Source organism: Bacillus sp. KNSH39 (genome assembly GCF_052656585.1).
Genome location: NZ_JBQXYO010000001.1, coordinates 4,965,812 through 4,988,999, shown reverse-complemented (window position 1 = coordinate 4,988,999; position 23,188 = coordinate 4,965,812). Strand labels below are relative to the sequence as shown.

22 protein-coding genes and 6 pseudogenes are annotated in these 23,188 nt (G+C 33.7%); 1 reads left to right on the top strand and 27 read right to left on the bottom strand.

The genetic code is table 11. From position 1 onward, the window contains the following. Window positions 1-87: 87 nt before the first annotated feature. From ACUL40_RS25625 to ACUL40_RS25550, 16 genes and pseudogenes are all read right to left on the bottom strand, one after another. Entirely contained in the window at window positions 88-843 is a 756-nt protein-coding gene (locus ACUL40_RS25625) for a hypothetical protein (RefSeq protein ID WP_074047567.1), read from the bottom strand. A 22-nt stretch (window positions 844-865) separates the two neighbouring features. Further along, a pseudogene (locus ACUL40_RS25620) lies at window positions 866-1,054 on the bottom strand (hypothetical protein); the annotation flags it as partial. Window positions 1,055-1,140: 86 nt separating this feature from the next. Continuing rightward, a complete protein-coding gene (locus ACUL40_RS25615; RefSeq protein WP_065211715.1) occupies window positions 1,141-1,869 on the bottom strand; it encodes an Imm26 family immunity protein in 729 nt (242 codons plus the stop codon). A 354-nt stretch (window positions 1,870-2,223) separates the two neighbouring features. Beyond that, entirely contained in the window at window positions 2,224-2,850 is a 627-nt protein-coding gene (locus ACUL40_RS25610; protein WP_001008993.1) for a suppressor of fused domain protein, read from the bottom strand. 40 nt (window positions 2,851-2,890) lie between these two features. Continuing rightward, window positions 2,891-3,565 carry a hypothetical protein gene (locus tag ACUL40_RS25605; RefSeq protein WP_000895165.1) on the bottom strand — a complete coding sequence of 225 codons (675 nt, stop codon included), beginning with the start codon at window positions 3,563-3,565 and terminating at the stop codon, window positions 2,891-2,893. 119 nt (window positions 3,566-3,684) lie between these two features. Then, window positions 3,685-4,149: a DUF6882 domain-containing protein gene (locus tag ACUL40_RS25600; RefSeq protein WP_065211716.1), complete on the bottom strand. Its 465-nt coding sequence runs from the start codon at window positions 4,147-4,149 to the stop codon at window positions 3,685-3,687. A gap of 260 nt (window positions 4,150-4,409) precedes the next feature. Then, complete coding sequence (locus ACUL40_RS25595; RefSeq protein WP_065211717.1) at window positions 4,410-4,727, bottom strand: ribonuclease E inhibitor RraB; 318 nt, start codon at window positions 4,725-4,727, stop codon at window positions 4,410-4,412. Between the two features lie 75 nt (window positions 4,728-4,802). Further along, window positions 4,803-5,243, bottom strand: a complete 441-nt coding sequence (locus ACUL40_RS25590; RefSeq protein WP_000487868.1) for a DUF7832 domain-containing protein — start codon at window positions 5,241-5,243, stop codon at window positions 4,803-4,805. 407 nt (window positions 5,244-5,650) lie between these two features. After that, a complete protein-coding gene (locus tag ACUL40_RS25585; RefSeq protein WP_229174510.1) occupies window positions 5,651-6,286 on the bottom strand; it encodes a hypothetical protein in 636 nt (211 codons plus the stop codon). A 154-nt stretch (window positions 6,287-6,440) separates the two neighbouring features. Next, window positions 6,441-6,803, bottom strand: coding sequence for a hypothetical protein (locus ACUL40_RS25580; protein ID WP_139245452.1), 363 nt, complete (start codon window positions 6,801-6,803; stop codon window positions 6,441-6,443). A 91-nt stretch (window positions 6,804-6,894) separates the two neighbouring features. Beyond that, window positions 6,895-7,248, bottom strand: coding sequence for a hypothetical protein (locus tag ACUL40_RS25575; protein WP_175565067.1), 354 nt, complete (start codon window positions 7,246-7,248; stop codon window positions 6,895-6,897). Window positions 7,249-7,417: 169 nt separating this feature from the next. Continuing rightward, window positions 7,418-7,882 carry a hypothetical protein gene (locus ACUL40_RS25570; RefSeq protein WP_074048004.1) on the bottom strand — a complete coding sequence of 155 codons (465 nt, stop codon included), beginning with the start codon at window positions 7,880-7,882 and terminating at the stop codon, window positions 7,418-7,420. 49 nt (window positions 7,883-7,931) lie between these two features. Beyond that, entirely contained in the window at window positions 7,932-8,150 is a 219-nt protein-coding gene (locus tag ACUL40_RS25565; RefSeq protein WP_000411162.1) for a hypothetical protein, read from the bottom strand. Between the two features lie 220 nt (window positions 8,151-8,370). After that, window positions 8,371-8,616, bottom strand: a complete 246-nt coding sequence (locus ACUL40_RS25560) for a hypothetical protein (protein WP_000475564.1) — start codon at window positions 8,614-8,616, stop codon at window positions 8,371-8,373. Continuing rightward, window positions 8,609-9,061 (bottom strand): hypothetical protein, encoded by a 453-nt coding sequence (locus ACUL40_RS25555; RefSeq protein WP_227077996.1) that lies wholly within the window; start codon window positions 9,059-9,061, stop codon window positions 8,609-8,611. Before ACUL40_RS25555 ends, ACUL40_RS25560 begins: the two co-directional genes overlap by 8 nt. Window positions 9,062-9,064: 3 nt before the next feature. Beyond that, window positions 9,065-9,268, bottom strand: a pseudogene (locus ACUL40_RS25550) (hypothetical protein); the annotation flags it as partial. Here ACUL40_RS25550 and ACUL40_RS25545 point away from each other — a divergent pair. Next, window positions 9,256-9,348, top strand: a pseudogene (locus ACUL40_RS25545) (IS6 family transposase); the annotation flags it as partial. The pseudogenes ACUL40_RS25550 and ACUL40_RS25545 overlap by 13 nt on opposite strands. A 42-nt stretch (window positions 9,349-9,390) precedes the next feature. On the opposite strand, the gene ACUL40_RS25540 reads toward ACUL40_RS25545, so the two are convergent. The 11 genes and pseudogenes from ACUL40_RS25540 to ACUL40_RS25490 form a co-directional block, all read right to left on the bottom strand. Beyond that, entirely contained in the window at window positions 9,391-9,756 is a 366-nt protein-coding gene (locus ACUL40_RS25540; protein WP_445422695.1) for a ribonuclease E inhibitor RraB, read from the bottom strand. 50 nt (window positions 9,757-9,806) lie between these two features. Further along, window positions 9,807-10,562, bottom strand: a complete 756-nt coding sequence (locus ACUL40_RS25535) for an Imm26 family immunity protein (RefSeq protein WP_001192248.1) — start codon at window positions 10,560-10,562, stop codon at window positions 9,807-9,809. Between the two features lie 19 nt (window positions 10,563-10,581). Continuing rightward, window positions 10,582-11,835 (bottom strand): annotated as a pseudogene (locus ACUL40_RS25530) (RHS repeat domain-containing protein); the annotation flags it as partial. Window positions 11,836-11,989: 154 nt separating this feature from the next. Next, window positions 11,990-12,691: a hypothetical protein gene (locus ACUL40_RS25525; protein ID WP_065381921.1), complete on the bottom strand. Its 702-nt coding sequence runs from the start codon at window positions 12,689-12,691 to the stop codon at window positions 11,990-11,992. A gap of 30 nt (window positions 12,692-12,721) precedes the next feature. After that, window positions 12,722-13,468 (bottom strand): annotated as a pseudogene (locus ACUL40_RS25520) (RHS repeat-associated core domain-containing protein); the annotation flags it as partial. Window positions 13,469-13,629: 161 nt separating this feature from the next. Beyond that, window positions 13,630-14,067 carry a hypothetical protein gene (locus ACUL40_RS25515; protein ID WP_000998883.1) on the bottom strand — a complete coding sequence of 146 codons (438 nt, stop codon included), beginning with the start codon at window positions 14,065-14,067 and terminating at the stop codon, window positions 13,630-13,632. Continuing rightward, entirely contained in the window at window positions 14,067-14,150 is an 84-nt protein-coding gene (locus ACUL40_RS25510; protein ID WP_232300961.1) for a polymorphic toxin type 35 domain-containing protein, read from the bottom strand. The genes ACUL40_RS25515 and ACUL40_RS25510 overlap by 1 nt, the downstream gene beginning before the upstream one ends. Beyond that, window positions 14,147-14,839 (bottom strand): annotated as a pseudogene (locus ACUL40_RS25505) (RHS repeat-associated core domain-containing protein); the annotation flags it as partial. The gene ACUL40_RS25510 and the pseudogene ACUL40_RS25505, both read right to left, overlap by 4 nt. A 122-nt stretch (window positions 14,840-14,961) precedes the next feature. After that, on the bottom strand, window positions 14,962-15,279 hold the full coding sequence (locus ACUL40_RS25500) for a ribonuclease E inhibitor RraB (RefSeq protein ID WP_016117397.1): 318 nt from the start codon (window positions 15,277-15,279) through the stop codon (window positions 14,962-14,964). 353 nt (window positions 15,280-15,632) lie between these two features. Beyond that, the gene (locus tag ACUL40_RS25495; protein ID WP_063220295.1) at window positions 15,633-16,046 is read right to left on the bottom strand and encodes a thioredoxin family protein; all 414 of its coding nucleotides are present in this window, start codon (window positions 16,044-16,046) and stop codon (window positions 15,633-15,635) included. Between the two features lie 177 nt (window positions 16,047-16,223). Beyond that, window positions 16,224-22,955, bottom strand: coding sequence for a DNRLRE domain-containing protein (locus tag ACUL40_RS25490; protein WP_445422696.1), 6,732 nt, complete (start codon window positions 22,953-22,955; stop codon window positions 16,224-16,226). Window positions 22,956-23,188 lie beyond the last annotated feature (233 nt).

The window sequence follows — 23,188 nt, the reverse complement described above, 5'->3', positions numbered from 1 at the left end:
TGGAATTAATGCAGCAAAGTATATAAAGATTATAAAAAATGCACTCAATAATTTAGGTGCATTTTTCATTTCATGTTTTATCGTTTTTTATTTTAATTCATAATATTCTTCAATATCATCATCAAACTCATCCCATGCTAAAGACATAATTGGATATGCATCCTTTGACGGTACCTCTATATTTTTATATACAAGGCGAATACGTTCTTTTGGATAACTCTTTTTCTTTAATGGAAACACTTCTATGTACTGAAATCCTTTTTGAAAATATTGATTTAATCCTTCTTTCATTCCCATCGTGAGAATTTCATCTTTATCAGGAATATTTCGTCCAATCCAGTCACATAACATCAATACTGGATATGCATTTCCAGCATACTCATTCACACCCACGACTTTTAGTATAATATGCTGCTCACTTAATAACCGATACGTAATTACATCTCCAATTTCCAGCTCAGTTTTTAGAATTACTCTTCTTTTTACCTTTTTCGGTTTTGGGAAAGGTGAAACTAAATTCTTTTTTAATTTCTCCAAAACAAGCTCTCTTTTCTTCTTTAATTCCGGTTCTCTCCACCATCGTTTTAAATCTGATTTACTTTCAATAATACAAATGGCTTTTTCCTTAACTTGAGGATTCAATCTTCCTAGTTCCCATTGAATTGCAGCCAACGCTAGCCAAAAAATATTTTCCTCATGTTTTCGTAAAGATGAAATATATGTATTCACCATCATCTCAGTAGCTTCTTCTGAGCTATAGCCTTCACTAATCAAATCTTGGAAATCAAACTTTATATCTTCAGATAGATTATCTTCAAAAATACCTACTCCTGATACATACATTCGGCACCTCTACTCACTAGATTTATAGTAAATCAAATTCACCTTCACTAGGATAAATCTGTACATAATCTCCCTCATCGTTTACATAGGCAATCTTCACACCATCTAACAACTGCTGATTTTCTAATTCATTTAGAATTGTTTTCAACGCTTTATCAACGTCAATTACAAAGTTAAATATGTTAATCGTCCCGCTACCAATATCTCCACCAGTAGCTAGCTCATACATATCCATATTATTACTCCTTTCAAATACAAGTAAAATCCGCTATCTCTTCAACACAAAAACATTCTTTTTTATAAAACGCTATATTTCTCTTCCAACCAATCTTCTATAACATATTGTCCTGCTATCCCTGAAGGATTTTTAATTTTCTTACCTTCTTCTTCACTAACCATTTCAAAATCGATTAAAGGACCATCTGCTCTCCCTCGGCTTACAAAATAAGTCCCCTGATCCTTATTCTCAAACACAAAATCTGGAAGATTATACTCCCCCGGATCAAACAATTCCATTGGTAATCCACCAATAATTTTCCAATCACCATCTAACCAACCAGACCAGGCAGTATACGCCGTAAATAATACTTCTTTTTGATTCTTGTAATAGTTTTTAAACTCGCTTATTCGTATTTTTTCATCTGTAAATAAAGAAAAATATTCTATATATGTTTCCCCATCATATGGCCGCGTAACATTTTGGCCTTTCACTAACATTCCGTACCCATACTTATTAATATTTTTAAGATTTATCGCAAAAACTATCCCTGGCTTAAATGATTTTTTGCGACGTTTTTTTAATTTAAACTTACAATCTACTACTTCTTGTTCCTCTAAAGAAAAACTATCACTCTGCATTTCTAATGCATTTTTTAACATTATCTCTAACTCATTTAGATTTGGTAATCTGTGAGGCCCTTCATTATATATCTTTTCAATCTTTTGAAAAGCATCCATTAAAATATCAATGCTTTCATCACTTATAATCAATTTATCCCCTTTTATTTCCTCTTTATAAAAAGACATATTTTCTCTCCTTTACTCTCTTATACATATCCCTTGAAGACTCTCTTTTTCTTTCTATCACACTAAACCACGCACCACTTCTTCTAATAATAAATTCAACCATTCATCCAATTTGTTTTAAAACACTCTAATACACTCAGCTTTCTTTCCATAGTACTATCTCGACATTATACTCATTTTTTTAAATTGATAGGCTTCAACAATAGACTTAAGACTTATTAATTCTTTACATACAATATCTTTCATATATATCAAAAACCTCTCGTTTATTCTAAACATAAAAAATAAGCATCAAACTTCCTTAATATTAATAAGTTTGATGCTTACTCACAATTATTATTTAAAATATTTTTATCAAACCGTAGATAAACGATGTGGATCACAGAAAGTTTCTGTATCAATCTCTTTTTCCAGCCAAAGGTCAAAGAGCGCACTAATATCTCCATCTCCTTGTTCCATCATATACTCTTTTTCTGCTTGATGAATAGGTAATAACCAAAATAAATCAAGCTCCTTTTCTTCAAAAAACTCCATTAGCTCTGGAGACTCTCCTGCCTCAATAACTGCCGGGCTTACTAAAAGCACATTCATTGAAAAATCAGATTCAGCATCCGCATTAGAAATTGTATCCCCATAATCAAACGAGGTCTCATCTATAAATGGATAATGTGCTAATCCAGCAAGCAAATCAATCATTTCCTCATTTTGATTTGCATTTAACCAAATTAATTCTCCTTTAGCACCATTGGTCATATATTCAGCTGACATCCCTAATGTCACATATGTCCATACTGGCCTATCTTCATTTTTCGGGAATTCTAAAACGTATAGCATTCCTTTTTTTAGAGCGGTATTATCTAATTCTACTCTTTTAGCTCCTCTTTCACCCCAGGTATATTCAAGAATCTGACTAGGCTCTCCAAAATGTTCATAGTATTTTTTCTGAATGTCACTTAATTTATTTTTCCGAAAAAAATTCATTTATGCTCTACAACCCTCCTTCTACTATACAACCTTGTTATTAAAGATAGATTTCTTCTTTCCAACTACTGGATTTAGATTGAACTACTATTAGATTTTCACTTTCCCATTTTAATGTACCCAAAAATCTTGCATACACCATTTCATTCCCTACCTCTTCCACCAATAATTGATCTCGAATCTTTAATCCCTTTTCATCATACACTTCACATCGTAGCTGGAAACCTTTAACACGATGAATTCCTTTTAATATGGCTATCTTCTTACGGCTTGGGCTTTTCTTAGGTGTCTTCCCAACTAAAAATATCCCTTCATAGTTTTGCTTCACAATCTCTTCTAAAGTCTCCTCTATATACCCTTTAACAATAGATGATGAAAGAGTAGAGTTTTCTTCAAGTCCAGGGACAACATATTGGCGTACTAATTTGCAAAACTCTTTGTATTTCTCTTCAACTGATTCCAGTGTTAAGAAATTCATAAAATCATAAGGAACCAGTATACTAATTTCACCCGATGCCCTATTCACTTTATATGAAACATCAGTGTGCTCCTTAGCTAAACAATAAACAGTAACTTTCTCAATTTCTTTTAATCCCATCTCAAACTCGCTAACTTTCTTTGCGAAAATCAACTCAAAAATCCTAATTTCATGTACAAGCAAATAATGTTTTTTAGGACGTTTTTTTTTCCAATCGTAAAACTTTACTTCAAGCAATATAATTCACTCCTTTAAATTTATCACCATGGCATCAGGGACCTATGATACCTTTTATTAATTTATTAAACTGTACTCCTTTTTCATTCTACCTTATCTATATTTTTAATATCCTCTACTCACAATGCACGCGGTGACATAACAGCCATAAATACATCACTTCTCTCACCTGGTGCCATATACATTCCTTCTGCATCTAAATATTCAATAGAAAAGGCTGCTAGCTCATACGCCATTTCTTGATCGCATTCAAAAAGTGGATTTATAAAAACCTCACTTCCTGTAATCTTTTGTAAATCTTTCAAACAGTTAGACTTACTTCTTGCATAATCAGCCACATTCTCATTAGCCCAAGACCACATCCAACTGTTACGCTTTCCAGACCAAGACCCTATAAAAACAACACTAAATTCAAGTAGCACTTGACCATTTTTTTTAAACTGTAATATACATCGATCTTGATCATACCAATACTCATCAAAGTTATAGATATTATAATCTGAAATGAATTTTTGCTGTTTATTTTCTAATTTGTCATAACACATAACAAGATAATTCTCGAATTGTTCATCCGTCATTGCCAATTATCACACGCTCCCTTCCTTCAAGATTTCCGCTACAAACAATATATCTTACTCTCTCAAAACCTATATAAAGTGAAACTTTAATCAGCCCTTACCAATTGGGCTTTTACAGGCAGCCCGCCCCCCACATATCATATACGTTTCTACCACTAAGCTATCTTAATATATACAAAGAAACAAGAGCTTATATAAGCTCTTGTTTCCATAAATAGTTTCTTTACTCAGTCCAATTTATTTTATCACGATAAATAAATTCAATATTACACAAATGCACCCCAACCATCTGTATATCCACCAAACTCTTCACCCAGTTTATTCAATTCCTTTTGCATCTCTACGATATCCTCATAAATTAAGAACATTTCTTTAGAACAAGTACATGTCCAATCTTCAAATTCTTCATTATAATCTAACTCACAATTTAAGCCCAGTGCTTGTACTCTGCCAATTATTTTTTCTCCATTACCTTGATCAGGAATTGCAATAAAGAAATCTACTATGTGTTTTTTATTAAAATCTACACCTTGTTTATATAACATATTTAATACTTGTCCATCTTCATCTTTTGGGAATTTCATTATTTCTCCCCTTTTCTATAGCATATAATAAACCTTCATTTGGAACAAAAAATATTCCATTACTTAAAGTCCTCTTTACCCGTTATTTTTAAGTTTTTTCCATTCTGTATACCTAATATCGATCACTTCTTTTAATTTAAAGTAATTTTCCCAAGTATCTTGCACTTGATATAATGTATCACACTCTAAAAATACATCATCATAATCATCTAAATATAAACCTTTTTCAAAATCAAAATAATCTATTGCAAATTGATTCCCTTCATCATTTAACATGTCATCGCTTAAAACCCCATCCCAGAACATATAAACTTGAGTCCCAGTCATTTTTCTAAGCTTAAATTTATTAATTTCCTCTTCGGTCTCTTCTAAAAATTCATCACTAAATAAATTATTATCAATAATCCAACCTAAGAACATTCCAGTATGTACAAATGCTTGCTCCATCGGTAATTCTTGTGGGAAATCTCCTTCATAATGATATTTAGCTTTATCGTAAATTATTGTTTGGAACAAGATTCTCACTCCTATTTCACATAATATAATTGAGCTCAAATAAATAATTCTTTGATACACTTTTTAAAAAGGTAAGTTGACTAGACTCTGTGGGGTTTTTGCTTCCAAAGGCTAAGTCTATCGCTACTGCTCAAGGTTACAGTGCACCATCATCACTCGCAGGCACTATCTCAAACCGGCTAAAATTCGATATGGGCTTTCCAGTATTATAAAACCTGTAAATAAAAACCCCTATAAGTTACATTCGAAGTTTGTATCTAATCATAAAAACGTCAAATGTTTCCTTCTAGGGGCTACCAATATTTATGATTAATAGAAAATCTAGAGTTTAATGTTTTTCCAACCAGAAAAACCAGATATAAACAATTAACCCCACTATAATCACGAAAATGAATAACTAACCTTGTTTATCCTAGATTCATATTAGAAAGAAAGTTTTCAAATAACTCCAATTCAAATTTATCCCTCGTCTTTAAATACTCTCTCTTTTTCTCAATGATTTGTTCTAATATCTCTTCTTTATTTAATAACAAGGCTAATCCAATAGCATTTTGTGCTCGCGTCCCATCAAATATTGTCCCTATTAATCCAGCCTCATCATCATCTCTTACACATAAATCAAATACATTTTCCATATCTACATACTTATCAATATATGGAATGAAGTATTCCTTAACTTCTTTTAAAATATCCATAGTAACAGGTAAAATATCTTCTTCCTTTTCAACACGCCACCTTTTTTGCTCTCTATAGACTAAATTCCCTAAATCAACTCCAATTGTATAGGTCTCCTTTTTCTCTCTAATTGTTAAACCGTCAGCCCATTGATTTTTCATATTTTCTAATTCATCAAAACGAATTCCCACATCCACCGTCACATCAAAATCTTCTAGGTGATTGATAAAGGCTAAATGTATACCGATTTTTCCTTTATCAAATTTTTTCACCAGGTCTTGTTGTGTAATCCTAGTCTTATAACCGTCTTCTTTTAACTCTTCACCTAGATCTTGCAGTAGCTTTAATTTTAATTCTTTTTTGTTCATATGATTCCTTCCGTTCTCTATTTTGATTTATCCCACGAGGATTAGATACATGTCCTATCCTATATATAAAGAAAAAAGAGCCTATATTCGCTCTTCCTTCATACAAACATTTAATAAATGCATCTTTCTAACCACTAACTTTTCTGATGATATATTAATAGCCTCTAAAAGCAAACTGAATATACATGTATGTACCAACACCATAAACAACAAAAGCAACTATAGTAATTAGCCAATTTTCACGATTTTTTTGTACATACTTCGAGCATGCCCAAAAAAGAAGTAAAATAATTAATTGAATTGCAGTCACTTTTGAGACAGCAATTATAGTAGTTTCTGTAACAAATACTACCCATGTCCCGAACAACATCCGAATACAAAAAATAATCGCCCCAATACGTGTTTCAGTATATTGTTTATTTATATTTATAAAAAATATATCTTGCAACATAACAGTTAATGTTAATACAACTACTAAAGCCAAGATAGAAATGAATTCTAAAAATTCTATAAGCACTTTTAGTCTCCCTTTTGACATCATTTTATTATAATTTTCATTAAAGATTCTTACTATCATGTAACTAGGTCTACAAATACCCTCTCATTATCTATACAGTTTTCGCATACATAATATGAAAATAACAGCTAAGACCATAAACAATAAGTGCAATCATTGTAATATACCACTTTCCTCTGTACTTCTTTACACACTGCATAAGCCCCCAAAGGAAAAGTAATATAATTGATTGAATCACTAAAATATTTAGCGTCCCTAACAGAGTAGCTGTCATAGGGTAAATGATCCATATACTCACCAATGAACGTATAGCCATGACCGTAGCAAAGATTCTCCTATAATGAGACAGTCTTATACTACCTATGCAGTACTCTTGTAAAAATACGATAGATGCTACTAGCATATTTAAAACCAAAATTAATAAATATCCAAAAAACTCTACCAACTCTAAATTCTCCTTCATAAATTTATTTGCGATTTCCTATCGCATCAAAAGTTAACAATTCACTCCGAAATTTTACAAGCTACTTTTTCAAAAATACTAGCTAATATTCCAATAATCATCAAAGAGATTATTATTCATACATTCATTTTATTACTCAAGGACGACCTATTTAAAAATCCAATTTTTTAACAGACTTGAAATAGTCTTGAAATTTATCATCGATGTCCTCATCTTTACTTAAAAAAAGCGTTACATACGAATCCCAACAAACAATTTCAAGTTTTGCTTGAGGGTGCTGAATATTTGGACTTGGTACCCAGAGCCCTTCGTTTCCATTTGCATAGGGCTCTACAAGCAAATTATGAATATCAATGTTTATAGACTTATCAAACGCAGATAGTACGCCCCAAATAAATTGAGGATTATATTTCTTTACGAGATTTGAAAGATTTTCACCTGCTATCCAAACTATTGGATACGACATTTTAGGATAATCTCGGATAAGTTTCTCTTCCTGATGTGCGACAATCTCCATGTCTGTTATAAGCCAATTAAACTCTTTTTCCCTACCTTCAAATGAGTCAAAAACGGAAGCCAAAACTGTATGTTTAGATCCATGTAAAATGAAGTTCATCCAATCCCTCCAATTAGTAACAATCGATAAGTTAGCCTTCTTGAACTTATTATGTGTAGATAATTAAACAAATACCAATGAATACTGTTACTATACACAATATAATAGTTGTTGCAGTATCTAGCAAAATACTTACGGCTAGGAAAATTATTGATTTAAGGGCAAAAGAAGGTCCTTTTTCTTTCCATTGCCGATAGATTTGTATCATTGCATAAATTAATGGAATCATACCACCTATAATCAGAATAATCCCTATTATTTTCTCCATGTTTCCTCTCCTTTTAAAGATTCGAATCAATAAATATACTATATAATCATACGCCCTCAGAATATATCCTTATATTTTTGGAGTTATTCTACACATGCAAAACTCTCTAATCATAGCTACGCTCGTATTAAGCGCATTGTTAAAAATTATATAATCTTTCATTCTGTAATTAACGGAACTTTCCATCTGCTAAAAACGTTGCCATACAGCTTAACATTTTCTAAGGTATTAAATTTCCTAAGATATCAATTAGCTCTTCTAATGCTCTTCCCAAATCGTTTATATTGTCTCGTTCATCAAAACCTTTTTCCATTAATTCATCTACTATAATATCTCTCAATTTATTTATTTTTTCAGTTTCTATCATACTTAAGTCTTCATAAACATTTAACCATAGTAAATGTTTATTTTGTGATTCTAATGTCTGTTTCAATAAAATCTGCATCTCTTTATTTAATTTAAACAACCTTATCTTCTCCTTTCCCAGTTTTAACAGCATTTAAAATCACCTTAGATGATACTCCTACAGCTTTATTACTACCTCTTACTATAGCAGCCTTTATTGCTTGTTTACCTGCACTTTTCAGCACACTTTGCATCGCTTTTCGATTTCCAACTTTTACTTGGGACGCCTTTACCTTACATTTTGTTTTAGATTGTTTCCACCCTTTAGATGCTCCCGTTATAAACGATCCCAATTTACTAACAAAATTCCCTCCACCCATAAAATTAAAACTATAGCTCTCTGCCCAACCCTTTATTCCCGCTTTTACTCCCCTAGAGTTTGCATAAGCTGTTCTGTCATCATAAACCCACAATTGTGTCGTCCCCCAAGGACGATATGCACAATGCCCATCCGGATCCACCGATAAGAACACACCATGGTCTGGATTATAGTACCTCGCAATCAATTAATACATGCCAATTTCTTTATCATACATGTATCCCGCATATCCAAATGGATTGTCTGCTGCTATTCCTTTTGCGTCGCCCTTTAGGACATTTCCCCAAGCATCATATTCACAGTTTGCTACCACTTGTCCATTTTGATCTGTTATCGCTACTACATCGCCACGTGCACCGTATTGGTAGAATAATAAGACTAATTTATATCTTATATAAACAAAGACGAAGCCTTCCAAGAGACTCCGCCTTTTCAATGTACAATGAACTTCAACAATTACTAGCTATTATCTAAACATTGTTCTGTTTATGCTTTTTTCAAAACTTACCACCGAACTTATTCTATTACTTGTGTTTCCCAGCCATCATAACTAGTACATGTTCCACTATACAAAACCGCTAACTCAGCCATATGTTTTGTTTCTTCCCAAACATTTTCTTTTGTTGGTATACAATTTTTCCCCACTATAAATACATAGTAACGTAACCCATCTTCTGAAAGTTGTTCAGATGGTTCATAAATATCATAACCTTTTTCATGTAGCACATCTGCAATTTTCTCTGCAATCTCTATTGTATCTACTAAAAAGTAATGTTCTAGATAGTGCACTTTCGTTAAATTAGATCCTGCATCCTCCAAAGCTGCTAATGTTTCTATATCCTGATTTTCTCTTTCTTGTCTTTCATGAATTTTTTCTGTCATTTATAAATCTCCCTTAAATCGCTTTATAGTACGGATAAAAGTTGCTATCCTCAGTTATACTCAATTATAAAATTTCTATTAGCGGATATCTCTTCTACAAACTTTTGTTTCTTTTCTAACTTGTATTCCATGCAGAAATCTATTAAATGAGACGTAGACCAAGTCACATTTCGAACTGGATTTCTCCTAGTGTTTTCATTTATTTCTCCCATTATTTCCATATCAAAAATAACCTTAAGAGTATAATCGTCAAATACCATTCCATTAAGCATCAAAGCTGTTAAAATGTTAGCATTATCGATCTCCTCTTTAGTAGGTACCGTTTTCAAATGTAAATCGAATATAACACATAGAGGAAACACGTCTTCCATCAATTCAACAATTTGTCCGAAAAAATATGTTTCATTTGGTAAAGAGATAGAAAATACATCCCCAACTTTCCATTTTTGTTTTTTAGGTCGTTTCCAAGATTCAATGAATTGTTCATACTCTCTTTTATTCTCAAATGTAAATTCTTCGTCTATAAGCTTATTCACCAAAATCGCCACTTGTAACATTGTCTTTCCATTTGTTGAATATATCTCTACACAATCGCTCTCTGAATCAAAACGGACTTTACCTTTTATTCCCGCTTCTTTAACTTGATTTCGTATGAAAACCATTGCATCATAATTTGTCTCTAAATCTAAAAGCCCGGCTAAATCCTCAAAAAGGATATATTCTTTTGAACTAAAATCCGGTATAAACATACGAATTTTTCCGACCTGTAACGTGTAATTTAATTTATTAAATAATACTGATTGCATTTATTCACTCCTTCACTAATTAAACATAGTATTGTTTCCATTTTTTCTTAGCGATTTCATGACGTGCATTTTCCAGTTTCCCACCATATTTTTGCGGGCCGCCGAATTTATTAATCATTTTTTGTTCATATCTTCTTGCTTGTCGCCCTGGTTTCGTTCTAAGTAAAATCTGAAAATCATATTTGGCATTATTTTTCTTTGCATGTTCTTTTTGGCGCTTTTCATACCTTTGCATATTCTTCGCTCTACCAACATATTGTTTTCCTGTTGCTTTATTTGTCCTTAGATAAATAGCAGCTGTTTTTGCCACTTTACCTGCAACTTTAAGTTTACCACCACCAATTGCACCTTTGGCAGACGCTTTAGCAATTCCCTTTGCGCCTTTTCTTGATTTATATGCCCCATATCCATCATAAAGCGCAAAACCAGCATTAACAACTAACCAAGCAGCATGCCCATCTGGATCCGTCATCATCGCCGGATTATTATCCGCATAAGTATACCCATTCATCGTAACCGGATCACCTTCATCGCCCGGATCAGGATCCACCGATAAGAACACACCATGGTCTGGATTATAGTATCTCGCAATCAGATAATACATACCAATCTCTTTATCATACATGTATCCCGCATATCCAAATGGATTATCTGCTGCGATACCTTTTGTGTCGCTCTTTAATACGTTACCCCACGAATCATATTCATACGTTGCTACAACTTCTCTATTTTGATCTGTCATCGCAATGACATCACCACGAGGGTTGTAGTGGTAGTATAACGTTTGTCCTTGCGATTTCATAGCCATGCGTAAACCATTTACGGAATATACATATTGGCGGAGTACCTTTCCACTACCATCCGTCTCATATAATGGGTTGATACTATCTCCATCATAGAAGTAACGTGTTACTTTTCCATCTATATTCTTTTCAATACGACGATCATCATCATCATATTTGTATGTTGCGAATGCATTGCTCTCACCTTGTTTTGTGATCGCTACAAGTTGGTCATCTTCATTCCATGTATACTTGTACTTTCCATCAGATGTACGATTGCCATTCGCATCATATGTTAATGATTCATTTCCGAATTTGACAAGCTGATTTCCATCATTGAATGTTGCCGCTATAGATTTTGTTTCTTTTCCATTCTCTACAACTTTCACACTTGTACGGTTTCCAAATCCATCATATGTGTAAGATTTACTTGTTCCGTTTGGTAGTGCTTCATTTAATAATTGGTTAATCGGGTCATATACAAAGTTTGTCTATCATGATTCTTTTTGCATCACTTTTTAATAAGATTATCCCACACACCATATATGTTTTTACCACTAAGCTACCTTAATATATACAAAGAAAGAAGAGCTTATATAAGCTCTTCTTTCTAAAAATAGTTCTCAAAAAGACATGAATCTTTTTCTATCCCTTCAAAACATCTGGATAATCACTTGATTTCCCATTAAAAAGGTTCAATCCAATGAGCTCCTTCGTTCGCTGTTCTAACAGTAAAAATTCTTCTTCCTTCTTATCATTTAAAACTGTTAGTAGTCCTTCGTTTAGCGGAAAAGAATTAGACCATGGAAGAGATTGAAGCTTATCCTTCCCTATAAAATCAGCAAATGATTTCCCGAAATAATTATATTCAAATATTCCGGGTATTCTATTCTTTATTGTTCCTGTTATATGTTGTCTATCTACCATTTTTTCATCACTGATATATCCGTATATGGCATTAAATTCAACCAATGCTCCTTCAAAAAAACTTAGTATTTCTTTTTGGTATTTAGTAAAAATTTTCTTTGTGAACGATATAGTTAAATAATTGATACTCTTTCCCCTAGAATCTTTCCACCACGCTACATTAAACCAAAAGCCATTTCCTCTCCCAAGCATTCCACCGGCTGTACCCATCATCTCATCTAACTCAAAATCATAGCAACCTGGTTCTTCATGCATCCACATCTTCAAAGCCTGTTCAATTGTAAATACTTTATTAATTGGTTCATATTGTGCCATTTTTGTAAATTTCAATCCCATTTTTTCGATTGCTTCAAAGAAAAATTTTGCATATTCATGCGAAGAAATATCTTCCTTCGTATAAATATCTAATTGTATAGACATAAAAACCTCCATTTTTTAAATTTATAAATATTATCTATAAGTATAATATTTATTTTTTCCATAGCGTACTTTTATTTTCCCACCAGATTTGTTAATCGCATTTATTAACGGCTTGGAAACTTTAGAATGTTTAGAAACTATCAAATCAATCCGCTTACCTGACTTCGCATATTGTTTAAACTGCTTGGAATATGATATCTTTCGGACATCTTTAATTTCTGTAATTCTCCCTTTAGATAAACTATCAGGAATCCGGCCCATTACCTTTTTAGTATTTTTCGCTAATCCAAGCTCTTTTAATACTTTCTTTTCAAAACCTCGACCTCTAGCATATCTATATACATAGTGTCCACCTTTTTTACCTAATTTTTTAGCTGCATAGCGAGCTACATGAGGGGCAGCCATTCTCGCTCCAGCTACTACAAGTGGAGCAACAGGTATATTACCATCTGGATCGATTAACATTACTGGATTATTATCTACATACGTATATCCATTTTGTGTCACAGGATCATCTTCATCACCTGGATCAGGATCCACCGATAAGAACACACCATGATCTGGATTATAATAACGCGCAATCAATTAATACATGCCAATTTCTTTATCATACATGTATCCCGCATATCCAAACGGATTATCTGCTGCGATACCTTTTACTTCGCTCTTTAATACGTTACCCCACGAATCATATTCGTACGTTGCTACAACTTCTTTGTTTTGATTCGTCATCGTAACTACATCACCACGAAGGTTGTAATGATAGTATAGCGTTTCTTCTTATGATTTTATAATCAATAAAAATTAATGTATACACAAAGAGAGAAGAGGCTAATTTAGCTCTTCTCTCTTTCAATTACTTCTCTGTTTATTTTTCCTCTTTCACTTCTTCTACATCATATATTTACAATTCAAATAACGAATTTACTATCCATTGTTCATAAATTTTCTTCAATATAATTTTTAGCTACCTCATTGTTTGGGTCATCTTTTAATATATCCTTTGCCCAATTCATAGCTGATTTTTCTTCAAAAACATCATCTGGAACACTAGCAAAAAACAATAAAAACTCCCTATATTGCATATTATTAGGCTCCAATTCGATACACTTCTTTGCATGATAAAAAGCAGCTAGGTATGCCCCCTCTAAATGACATAGTGGATGACATAAAATATCTGATGCTAGTGAATGTAATCTGGCATCATTTCGACTCTCTAAATAACTAGTCAAGAAAGTGTATATAATAATATTGGGTTCATTAAAAGACCATTCTATTAATAAATCCTCTAATTCCTCAATACTTATTTTATTTGCATATGCTATCGCATTTCCAATGTCTCCTCGATAAATTGCATCTTTTAACAAATCATTCATTATTTTACCCACCCATTTGATATATATATCTTCCCGTTCTTTTTAGCATACGTAACCGTTACTTGTTGTCCTTTCACCTTCATAGTTCTTTGATAACTTGATTTTTTATATGGAGTTTCCTTTCCTTTCCTTTCCTCATTACCTTCCCCATAACTTTAGAAACAGATTTAAAATCACCTGGTTTTTTTGTAACTTTATTCCAATTGTGCTTTGGAGCTAAAATATGCTGTACTTTATTAGTTTGCTTCCCTATATTTTTTAATTCTTTGTTCACAGCCCTAGAGTGTTTATAATTATTATAAGCTGCCTTTACCTTGTTGCCTACCCACTTCCCTGCCTGTTTACCATATTTAACACCAGCACGGATTGCATATTTCGCACCATACCTAGCTGCTATCATTCCACCTGCAATTGCAACCGGTACTAACCATGCCCACTTACCATCTGGATCCGTCATCATAACCGGATTATTATCCGCATAAGTATACCCATTCATTGTAACCGGATCGTCTTCATCACCCGGATCTGGATCCACCGATAAGAACACACCATGATCTGGATTATAATAACGCGCAATTAGATAATACATGCCAATCTCTTTATCATACATGTATCCCGCATATCCAAATGGATTGTCTGCTGCGATACCTTTTGCGTCGCTCTTTAATACGTTACCCCATGCATCATATTCATACGTTGCTACAACTTCTCTATTTTGATCTGTCATTGCGACGTCATCACCACGAGGGTTGTAGTGGTAGACGTTTGTCTTTCTGATTCCACTACCCAAAATCCATTTATACATAAAGAAAGAAGAGCAAATAATAGCTCTTCTTTCCACAAATATTTCTTTACCCAGTCTAATTTAGCATATTATCATAAACAAACTCATTATTAGACAAAAGTCCCCCAACCATCTGTATATCCACCAAACGCATCACTTAGGGTACTCAATTCCTTTTGCATCTCTACAATATCCTCATAAATTAAGAACATTTCTTTAGAACAAGTACATGTCCAATCTTCAAATTCTTCATTATAATCTAATTCACAATTTAAGCCCAGCTCTTGTAGTCTGCCAATTATTTTTTCTCCATTACCTTGATCAGGAATTACAATAAAAAAATCTACTATATGTTTTTTATTAAAATCTATCCCTTGCTTGTATAACATATTTAATACTTGTCCATCTTCATCTTTTGGGAATTTCATTTTTTTCCCCTTTCATTATACCTTGTTAAAAGATAACTTTTTATGTGAATAATGTTTCTTATCTGTAAAGCTCACATATTCTATTCCTTCACAAAAATTTAAATCTCCATCGACAACAGTACTACCTACAAAAGAAAAACAATTTAGTTCTTTCAAATTATTTATAATATCTATCAACTCTAAATATCGAATACCGCAAAAACTTCTATACCTTTATAAAGATTAACTTCCAATTGTAAAGATTGTAAGTTTCTAATTTTTTCATTTTCAAATCTAATACGTAGCTAAAATCAGATATCGATAAATCTTTAAGTTTTTTTGATCGACTTCTAGAAAAGGGCACAGAATATAGATTAAGAATGCTCTTTTTTTATTTCTAGGAACCAATTTTTATACACATCTTTTTCTTCTACTCCTACAATTCTTGAAACTTCTTTCCCTTCTCTAAAATGAATAATTGCAGGTACTCCTTCAAGATTAAATTCATCCCAAGCTTCTATATACTTCCCAGCGTTTAGCACATTCAAAGCGATGGCACCTTCTTTTGCTAACGGCACAACGGTAGGTGTTAGTCTTTTACAATATTGACAATCATCTTTATAAAAATAAACTACTCGTTCTTCTTCCCTCTTTAAATCCTCCTTTAATTGTTCAAAAGAAATTTGTTCATTATAATAGCCTCTGCTTTTTTCACCATCTTTTGACAGGTAATGCAATATACCTACACAGAGGACAAAAAAAGAACATATTACTATCAATTTTTTCATCAAGCACCTCCACTAATTTTAATAACTATAATCAATTAAAAGGAGAGAACATTAATCCTCTCCTTTTAATAACACAGCCACTTTATACATATTAACTTATTACATAATTTTCAATTTAATTATATTACTGCATCATTTTTTGAATCTCTTTAACTCTATCAATTTCTTGTTTCATATCTAATTGTTTCTCCTATTAAATGCTTTTTTCTTTTTAGCTATAGCAGAAAGTCTACCGCCTTGCTTTCTAGAACACTTCAAACATTGCGGGTACAATCTTTGTTTTACTCTTTTTTTCGCAAGAGAGTTGGCAGGTAAATGATCCGGAATCCAATTCCCACTTTTTGTACCTGGTCTTTTTACTCCACAACTATGACAACCATTTTTATTACCTAACTCATTAATTACCTTTCGAGTATTAGCTGAAAAATTACGTGACTTCCCTTTAAATGCTGGAATCGAACCTTTTGCGTATTTACCAGGTCGAATCAGATAGTTCGCACCTTTCAGTGCTCTTTTCGCAGCGCCAATTCGTCCTCCACCTACAAAACCTTTAGCGCTTGCTATTCCAATCCGTTTCCAATTAGCGCCTGATTTATACGCTCCATATCCATCGTAAATCGCAAAACCAGCATTAATTAATAGCGTTGGTGAGTGACCATCCGAATCCGTCATCATCATCGGATTATTATCCGCATACGTATAACCATTTTGTGTGACTGGATCATCTTCATCACCTGGATCTGGATCTATCGATAAGAACACACCATGCTCCGGATTATAGTAACGCGCAATCAGATAATACATACCAATTTCTTTATCATACATGTATCCCGCATATCCAAATGGATTTTCTGCTGCGATACCTTTTACTTCACTCTTTAATACGTTCCCCCACGAATCATATTCATACGTTGCGACAACTTCTCTATTTTGATCTGTCATCGCAACTACGTCACCACGAGGATTATAGTGATAGTATAATGTTTGCCCTTGCGATTTCATAGCCATGCGTAAACCATTTACGGAATACACATATTGGCGAAGTACCTTTCCACTACCGTCCGTCTCATACAATGGGTTAATACTATCTCCATCATAGAAGTAGCGTGTTACTTGACCATTGACATTCTTTTCAATACGACGATTATCCTCATCATACTTATACGTTACGAATGCATTGCTCTCACCTTGTTTTGTGATAGCTACAATCTGATTATCTTCGTTCCATGTATACTTGTACTTTCCATCAGATGTACGATTTCCATTTACATCATACGTTAACGATTCGTTTCCGAATTTTACAAGCTGATTTCCTTCATTAAATGTTGCCGCTATAGATTTTGTTTCTTTTCCATTCTCTACAACTTTCACACTTGTGCGGTTTCCAAATCCATCGTATGTGTAAGATTTACTTGTTCCGTTTGGTAATGCTTCATTTAATAATTGGTTAATCGGGTCGTATACAAAGTTTGTTTCTGTTACTTTTCCGCCCGCACCTTCATACTTAATCTTCGTTCGGTTACCTGCTTGGTCATATTCATATCGCTCCGAAAGTAGAATACTATTTGATGTGCCTACTACTAAATCTTTAATTTTATTCGCATGGTCATAGTTAAAAGTAGAACCTGAACCATTACCAGCTGTGTACGTACGAACATTTCCTTGATCATCATAATCAAATCGATACGTTTGAGACCCATCTGTCACACGAATATTTTGATCTAACGTGTTGTAGTCATACGATACTTTATTTGTGTATCCACCTTGCGTAATCGTTTGTTCTTTTAACTTTTCTGTCTTACTATTTGCTTTGTCATGATATGTCCAGTCAACTTTTCCGCCTCGGCTATCTGTTGCGCTTATAACGCGGTCAGCCTTGTCGTATGTTTTCGTGCGTTCTACGCCGTTGACAAGATCTTTCACTTTCGTAACTTGTCCATTTTGATCACGTTCGAATGTAAATGAATCTTTTCCATTTCGCTTTTCACCAATGACGCGATCTGCAGTATCATAAACAGATTCTAAAATAGAGCCATTTGGCATTTTTGTTTTAATATTATTTGCATTTTCATCATACGTATTTTCAATACGACGGTTTAACGCATCGATATACACTGTATTTTTATTATCTACATCATATTCATATTTGTGTGTTTGCGTTTTCCCGCCAAACATGACAGATTTCTCTGTTGTATTTTCATTATGATCATAACGATAATTTACAGAGGTACCATTTTTTAATGTAACCTTTGTTAATAGATTATCTTTGTTGTAATCATATAATTTTGTATTTCCTTTTTCATCGGTTTCACTCTTTTTATTTCCTGATGCATCGTATGTGAATGTATTTTTCTGTCCTTCTTCATCATACATAGCAACAACATTTCCATCGTTGTCGTACTCATTTTTTATAAGAGCATTTCCTTCTAATAGGCGTATATCATCAAACCAAACTTTTCCTTTATTCTCTCTTCTAAAGAGCAGATAAACTTCCATACGTTTAATTGGTTTAGTGGCAGGGATTACAACCGCACTACGATTCCAATCATTTGTCCCACTTGGGAATTTCGCTTGGAAATTTTCCCCACTACCATCTTGATAATGTACATCTGCCCAAATAGAGTAATCTCGAGAGAGTTTATCTGGTGCAGTATTTTCTACATTTACTGATTTAGACATTCCTGTTAGCGTAATTAGTTCTGCTTTTTTCTGATTTATAGTGATATGCTTGCCATATCCTACATCTGAACCACCATATTGGCTACGCTCTAATACAATAGATGAATGTCCCGTAAAGCTCTCTTGCTGAGAAACATCTTTCGGATCACAGCTTGTTCCATCTCCTCGAATCCAACCTGGCATACAGCCATTTCCCGCCATATTTTCTAAACTACTATTTTCAATTGGGTTAAAGCTAGAAGAAACTTCACCTTTTTCTAGTTGAATCTTATCAAACCAGACAGAACCACTCGTAGCAGAACCGCCATTTTCTACTTGTAAATAGATTTTTACTTTTCTCGTTTGTTCTGTTGTTTTAAAAGTAACTTGACGGTTAACCCATTCCCTCGTTCCTTGAACTTTATTGTGACGAGTATCATGCCATCCACCATCTATACCAGCACCGTTTTCATTTAATAACTGTACATTGAAGAAACCAGCACCATTGGCTAAATCCGTTTTTATCATACCACTTAACGTATACGTTGTATTTGGTTCTAACGTTACTTCTTGAATTGCAGCAATATAGCCCCAATCATTATTCGTTGCTTTTGTTGAAATTTTAAGTGATGATTCTCCGCCCAGACCACCTGGTGCCGGTGTTGCATCTTTTATAATAGATCCAGAATTATTCGCATTTACTGGTACCCATTTTTCCGTACCATTCATTTCAAAGCTTGGATTTTGAATCAGGTTTTCTCCTGTTCCTAGTTCTTTACTTGTTTCAATTGGGTTTCCATGTTTATCATGGAAGGTGACGGACGACGTGTGTGCAGCTTGGTCAGTTTCAGATACTTCTGTATTTGCTGCTTTATAAGCAACTGTTGTTTTACGATCTTCGTTATCTGTCGCTTTTATAAGCCCGTTGTCTTTATTGTACTCAAACTTTTCTGTTCCCATTTCATCAGTAACAGAAGTTACATTCCCATTACCATCATAGGTCGCTGTTTCTGTTTGATTTTTAGGAGTTGTTGTTTTTACTAGGTTATTTGCATTATATTCATACGTCGTTGTTAAATTTAGACGTCCAGAATCTTCAACTGTTTTGACTGGATTTCCAGCATCGTTATACGTATAAACAGTCTTACGTCCTTTAGGATTCGTTAACGTAACTTCTTTCGCATCTGTATTATATGCTAATGTTGTAGCTTTCCCTAATGGGTCCGTTACTTTTACTAATCTATTATTCTCGTATGCATACGATGTTTTATATGGTTTTGCATCTGTATGTTGCGGGTCATAAATAGATGTTAGCAAACCATTATCATATCCGTATTTATATACTTTTCCTTCTGGAGTTGTAGAAGAAACAAGTAAATCTCCATCATATTTAAAAGTAATCGTCTTGCTATCTGGACCGATTACTTTTGCTGCTTTTTTATTATTTCCATCATATTGTACAACTAATTCTTTACCAGAAGCGTTCTTTATTTTTGATAAACGGAATTCATCATCATATTCATAAGTTGTCGTATTTCCGTATTTATCTTTTACATACCCGATTCCTCTTAAATCTGTATGATGATAGAAAGTAACTGTTTGATCTTTATCTTTTACTTCATAACCACCTGATACTTTCTTAATTTCTAAATATACACCAGTTGGTGCTTGGTACGTATTTTCACCAGTTTTAGTAAAGGTAATATCTGCACCATTTGCAGTATGTAGCAGTAAGTTCCCCTCTGCATCTGGCCAAATTTTTTCTTCTAAACTACTGTACCACCCTTTACCAAACAAACCTATATGCCCTAATTGACTATTATAAGTTCTGACTAAGGATGCATCTGGGCCACGACCAGATAAAGTCATATCCGTTTCTTTCATTAAGAAGTTCCCATTAAATGCATTTACTTGTCCGTTTAAAACTGGAATAGATGCCCAGTAATCAAACATTCCCATAAATCCAAAGTCTTGGGAGAATTTAGGTACAAATTCATGCGAAATTTCACTTTCAGCATGTCCGGCTTTACTATACGCTGTTACACGGAACCAATAATTTTTAAAGCCAGCATAAATTCCGCCAGAATTCTTATACACAGGTGATGGATCAACTGCTAATTCTGCACCTTTTTTATCATGATGAAGTAAATATTGGCCTTTTGCAATTTCATCTTTCGTTGGCCAAATTTTCTCATTTTGCGTTGTCCAATTTGTTTTATTTCCTACGTCGAACGCTTCGTAATCTTTTCCGTTATAAATCCAAACTTTATAGCCTGCAGCCGCTGGAACTGCATCCCATTTTAATGTGACATATCCTGTTTCCTTATCTGTCGCATTAATGTAGGCCGATCCGTCTGGCTTTTTCACTTGTTCTAATGGAATAAATGGAACTATTTCATCTGAAAGTGGACTATCGCCAAACGGATACTCTGCTACAATACGAATCCAGTAGCTACTTCTTCCGCTATAATCCCCGTACGGACCTCCTGACTCGTAAGCATTTTTATATATTTGTCCTGGGTTAGTAGGCGCTTCTGCACCTTTTCCATCATCATGTATCCAGTAACGCCCTTGTGCAATTTCTTCTGGCGTCGGGAATATTTTTTTATCTTTCGTCGTCCAGCTTGTCACATTCCCAACAGGAATATATTCATAGTCATATCCATTAAAAATGGCAACTTTATAACCTGTTGCTCCTGGAACTGCGTCCCATTGTACATTGAAGTGACCTGAACCACTCCCACTCCCATTTGAGTAAGCTTGTACTCTTGGCTTATTTGGTTTTGCGTAGGAATATTTCACTTCCAAGAATGGTGCATTCGTTCCATTTTCAGCTGCAATGAATTTCTTCCAATGGTTTTGACCATTACCATTTGCATGTAGCTTAAAGCCATTGTTTTGTCTCGCGCCTTCTACCCATGCTTTTACTGTGTTAGTTACATTAAACTTCGCCAATTGTCCTCTTGTTACATCAGCATGTGCAATATTATTTGAACCAGGTTTATTATTCCAATTTAAACTGCCTTCATTCCAGGCACTCGTTACTTCATCTAACCAAACACCATTTGGTTGATTCGCATAATAATGCCAAATGGTATGTACATTGAATGTTGCACTTTCAATATTTGCACCTTTAAAACTCGAAACGTCTGGTTTAATAAATGCAAAGTTTGTCCCAGATGATCCATCATAATATCCTACTTTTAACGTATAAGCATTTTGACCAGCATCCCAAAGCTTTCCTCCTGAATAATTGACAGTTGGATACGCACTTGAAGCATATGCATTATCAAAATCCTTCAACTGAACCGAAGGATCTACATATACCGGATATTTTCGCTCTGGTGCTTGTAACCACTGCGGGTCTGCAGTAACAGTTAATGTATATGTTTTTTCATCTTTCTTCTCAATATTGTAGCGAACCGCATCTGACGTTACAGCCTCACCTGATTGTTGATCCACATTGGAATCATTCATATATGGTTTCGGCAATGTGAATACTTTTTCTTTTTTCTCATCTTGGAAGTCGATTGAACCATCTTCCTGTAAGCTAGGTGTTAAATCTGTTTCTAATGCAAATGTAAAAATGTGGTGTCCTGTATACTCACGTAATACAAAATCTTCTTTTACATTTTCATTGAATGTCGTACTCTTTAAATCAATATTTGGGAAGACCCCTTTATACCATACTGTATTATTTTCATGTGTTGCAGTGACTGGTGATGGCTTCATTTCACCTTTTTCACCATTTGCACTTATTAGTTTATACTGAATCGTATGATCTTTTACTTTAAATTGAACGTACTTTCCATCTTGTGTCGCTTTCTCGAACTCTGGTTCTAATGTTGTATTTTCCGTTACAATTTTTTCATTTGGTGCTTCTACTAATTTCGGTGAAACCTCTTCTAGCTTTCCATCTTTCTCTGCATGAATCGGTTCCGTATATACCCTCTTTGTAAAAGTACCATCATTGTTATCAAAAACCTTTTCGGTTTCCGTTCTTTCTTCTACAATCTCAGTCGGACTCGCCTGTGCTTTAGCCTTATCCTTCTTTAATTGATCTGGATGTGGAGCTGGTAATTCCTGCTCCTCTTTCTTTTCCACTTCTGGACTTTGTTCTGAATTTGGAGATGGTGTAAACGGTGGTGCCGTTTCTGCCAACCCATTCAGTGGTATAGAAGTAACAATTAATGCAACTACGATAAGTTGTATTAAATACTGATACCACTTCCTTTGTTTCTTACCTTCCATAAACTCACCTCACTGAAATATTTTTAACATATATAATGTTACATATCACAATTTATATAAACTAAAGAGTAAAGTAAATACAGTTTTAAAGTTTTGAAGATTTCGTGCACAAAATACGACAATTTAATAACAATTTTTAAAATATCATTTCAGATAATTAATTCTGTTATATAATTTAAGATTAAAGATAAATATATCTATCATAAAAAAGAAAAGACGATTTCTTTTCTCAT

Bases quoted from the DNA above. Each gene is read 5' to 3' on its own strand.
- ACUL40_RS25625 (WP_074047567.1), bottom strand. From the start codon at position 843: ATGTATGTATCAGGAGTAGGTATTTTTGAAGATAATCTATCTGAAGAT.
- ACUL40_RS25615 (WP_065211715.1), bottom strand. From the start codon at position 1,869: ATGTCTTTTTATAAAGAGGAAATAAAAGGGGATAAATTGATTATAAGT.
- ACUL40_RS25610 (WP_001008993.1), bottom strand. From the start codon at position 2,850: ATGAATTTTTTTCGGAAAAATAAATTAAGTGACATTCAGAAAAAATAC.
- ACUL40_RS25595 (WP_065211717.1), bottom strand. From the start codon at position 4,727: ATGAAATTCCCAAAAGATGAAGATGGACAAGTATTAAATATGTTATAT.
- ACUL40_RS25585 (WP_229174510.1), bottom strand. From the start codon at position 6,286: ATGAACAAAAAAGAATTAAAATTAAAGCTACTGCAAGATCTAGGTGAA.
- ACUL40_RS25570 (WP_074048004.1), bottom strand. From the start codon at position 7,882: ATGAACTTCATTTTACATGGATCTAAACATACAGTTTTGGCTTCCGTT.
- ACUL40_RS25565 (WP_000411162.1), bottom strand. From the start codon at position 8,150: ATGGAGAAAATAATAGGGATTATTCTGATTATAGGTGGTATGATTCCA.
- ACUL40_RS25540 (WP_445422695.1), bottom strand. From the start codon at position 9,756: ATGACAGAAAAAATTCATGAAAGACAAGAAAGAGAAAATCAGGATATA.
- ACUL40_RS25535 (WP_001192248.1), bottom strand. From the start codon at position 10,562: ATGCAATCAGTATTATTTAATAAATTAAATTACACGTTACAGGTCGGA.
- ACUL40_RS25525 (WP_065381921.1), bottom strand. From the start codon at position 12,691: ATGTCTATACAATTAGATATTTATACGAAGGAAGATATTTCTTCGCAT.
- ACUL40_RS25515 (WP_000998883.1), bottom strand. From the start codon at position 14,067: ATGAATGATTTGTTAAAAGATGCAATTTATCGAGGAGACATTGGAAAT.
- ACUL40_RS25510 (WP_232300961.1), bottom strand. From the start codon at position 14,150: ATGAAGGTGAAAGGACAACAAGTAACGGTTACGTATGCTAAAAAGAAC.
- ACUL40_RS25500 (WP_016117397.1), bottom strand. From the start codon at position 15,279: ATGAAATTCCCAAAAGATGAAGATGGACAAGTATTAAATATGTTATAC.
- ACUL40_RS25495 (WP_063220295.1), bottom strand. From the start codon at position 16,046: ATGAAAAAATTGATAGTAATATGTTCTTTTTTTGTCCTCTGTGTAGGT.
- ACUL40_RS25490 (WP_445422696.1), bottom strand. From the start codon at position 22,955: ATGGAAGGTAAGAAACAAAGGAAGTGGTATCAGTATTTAATACAACTT.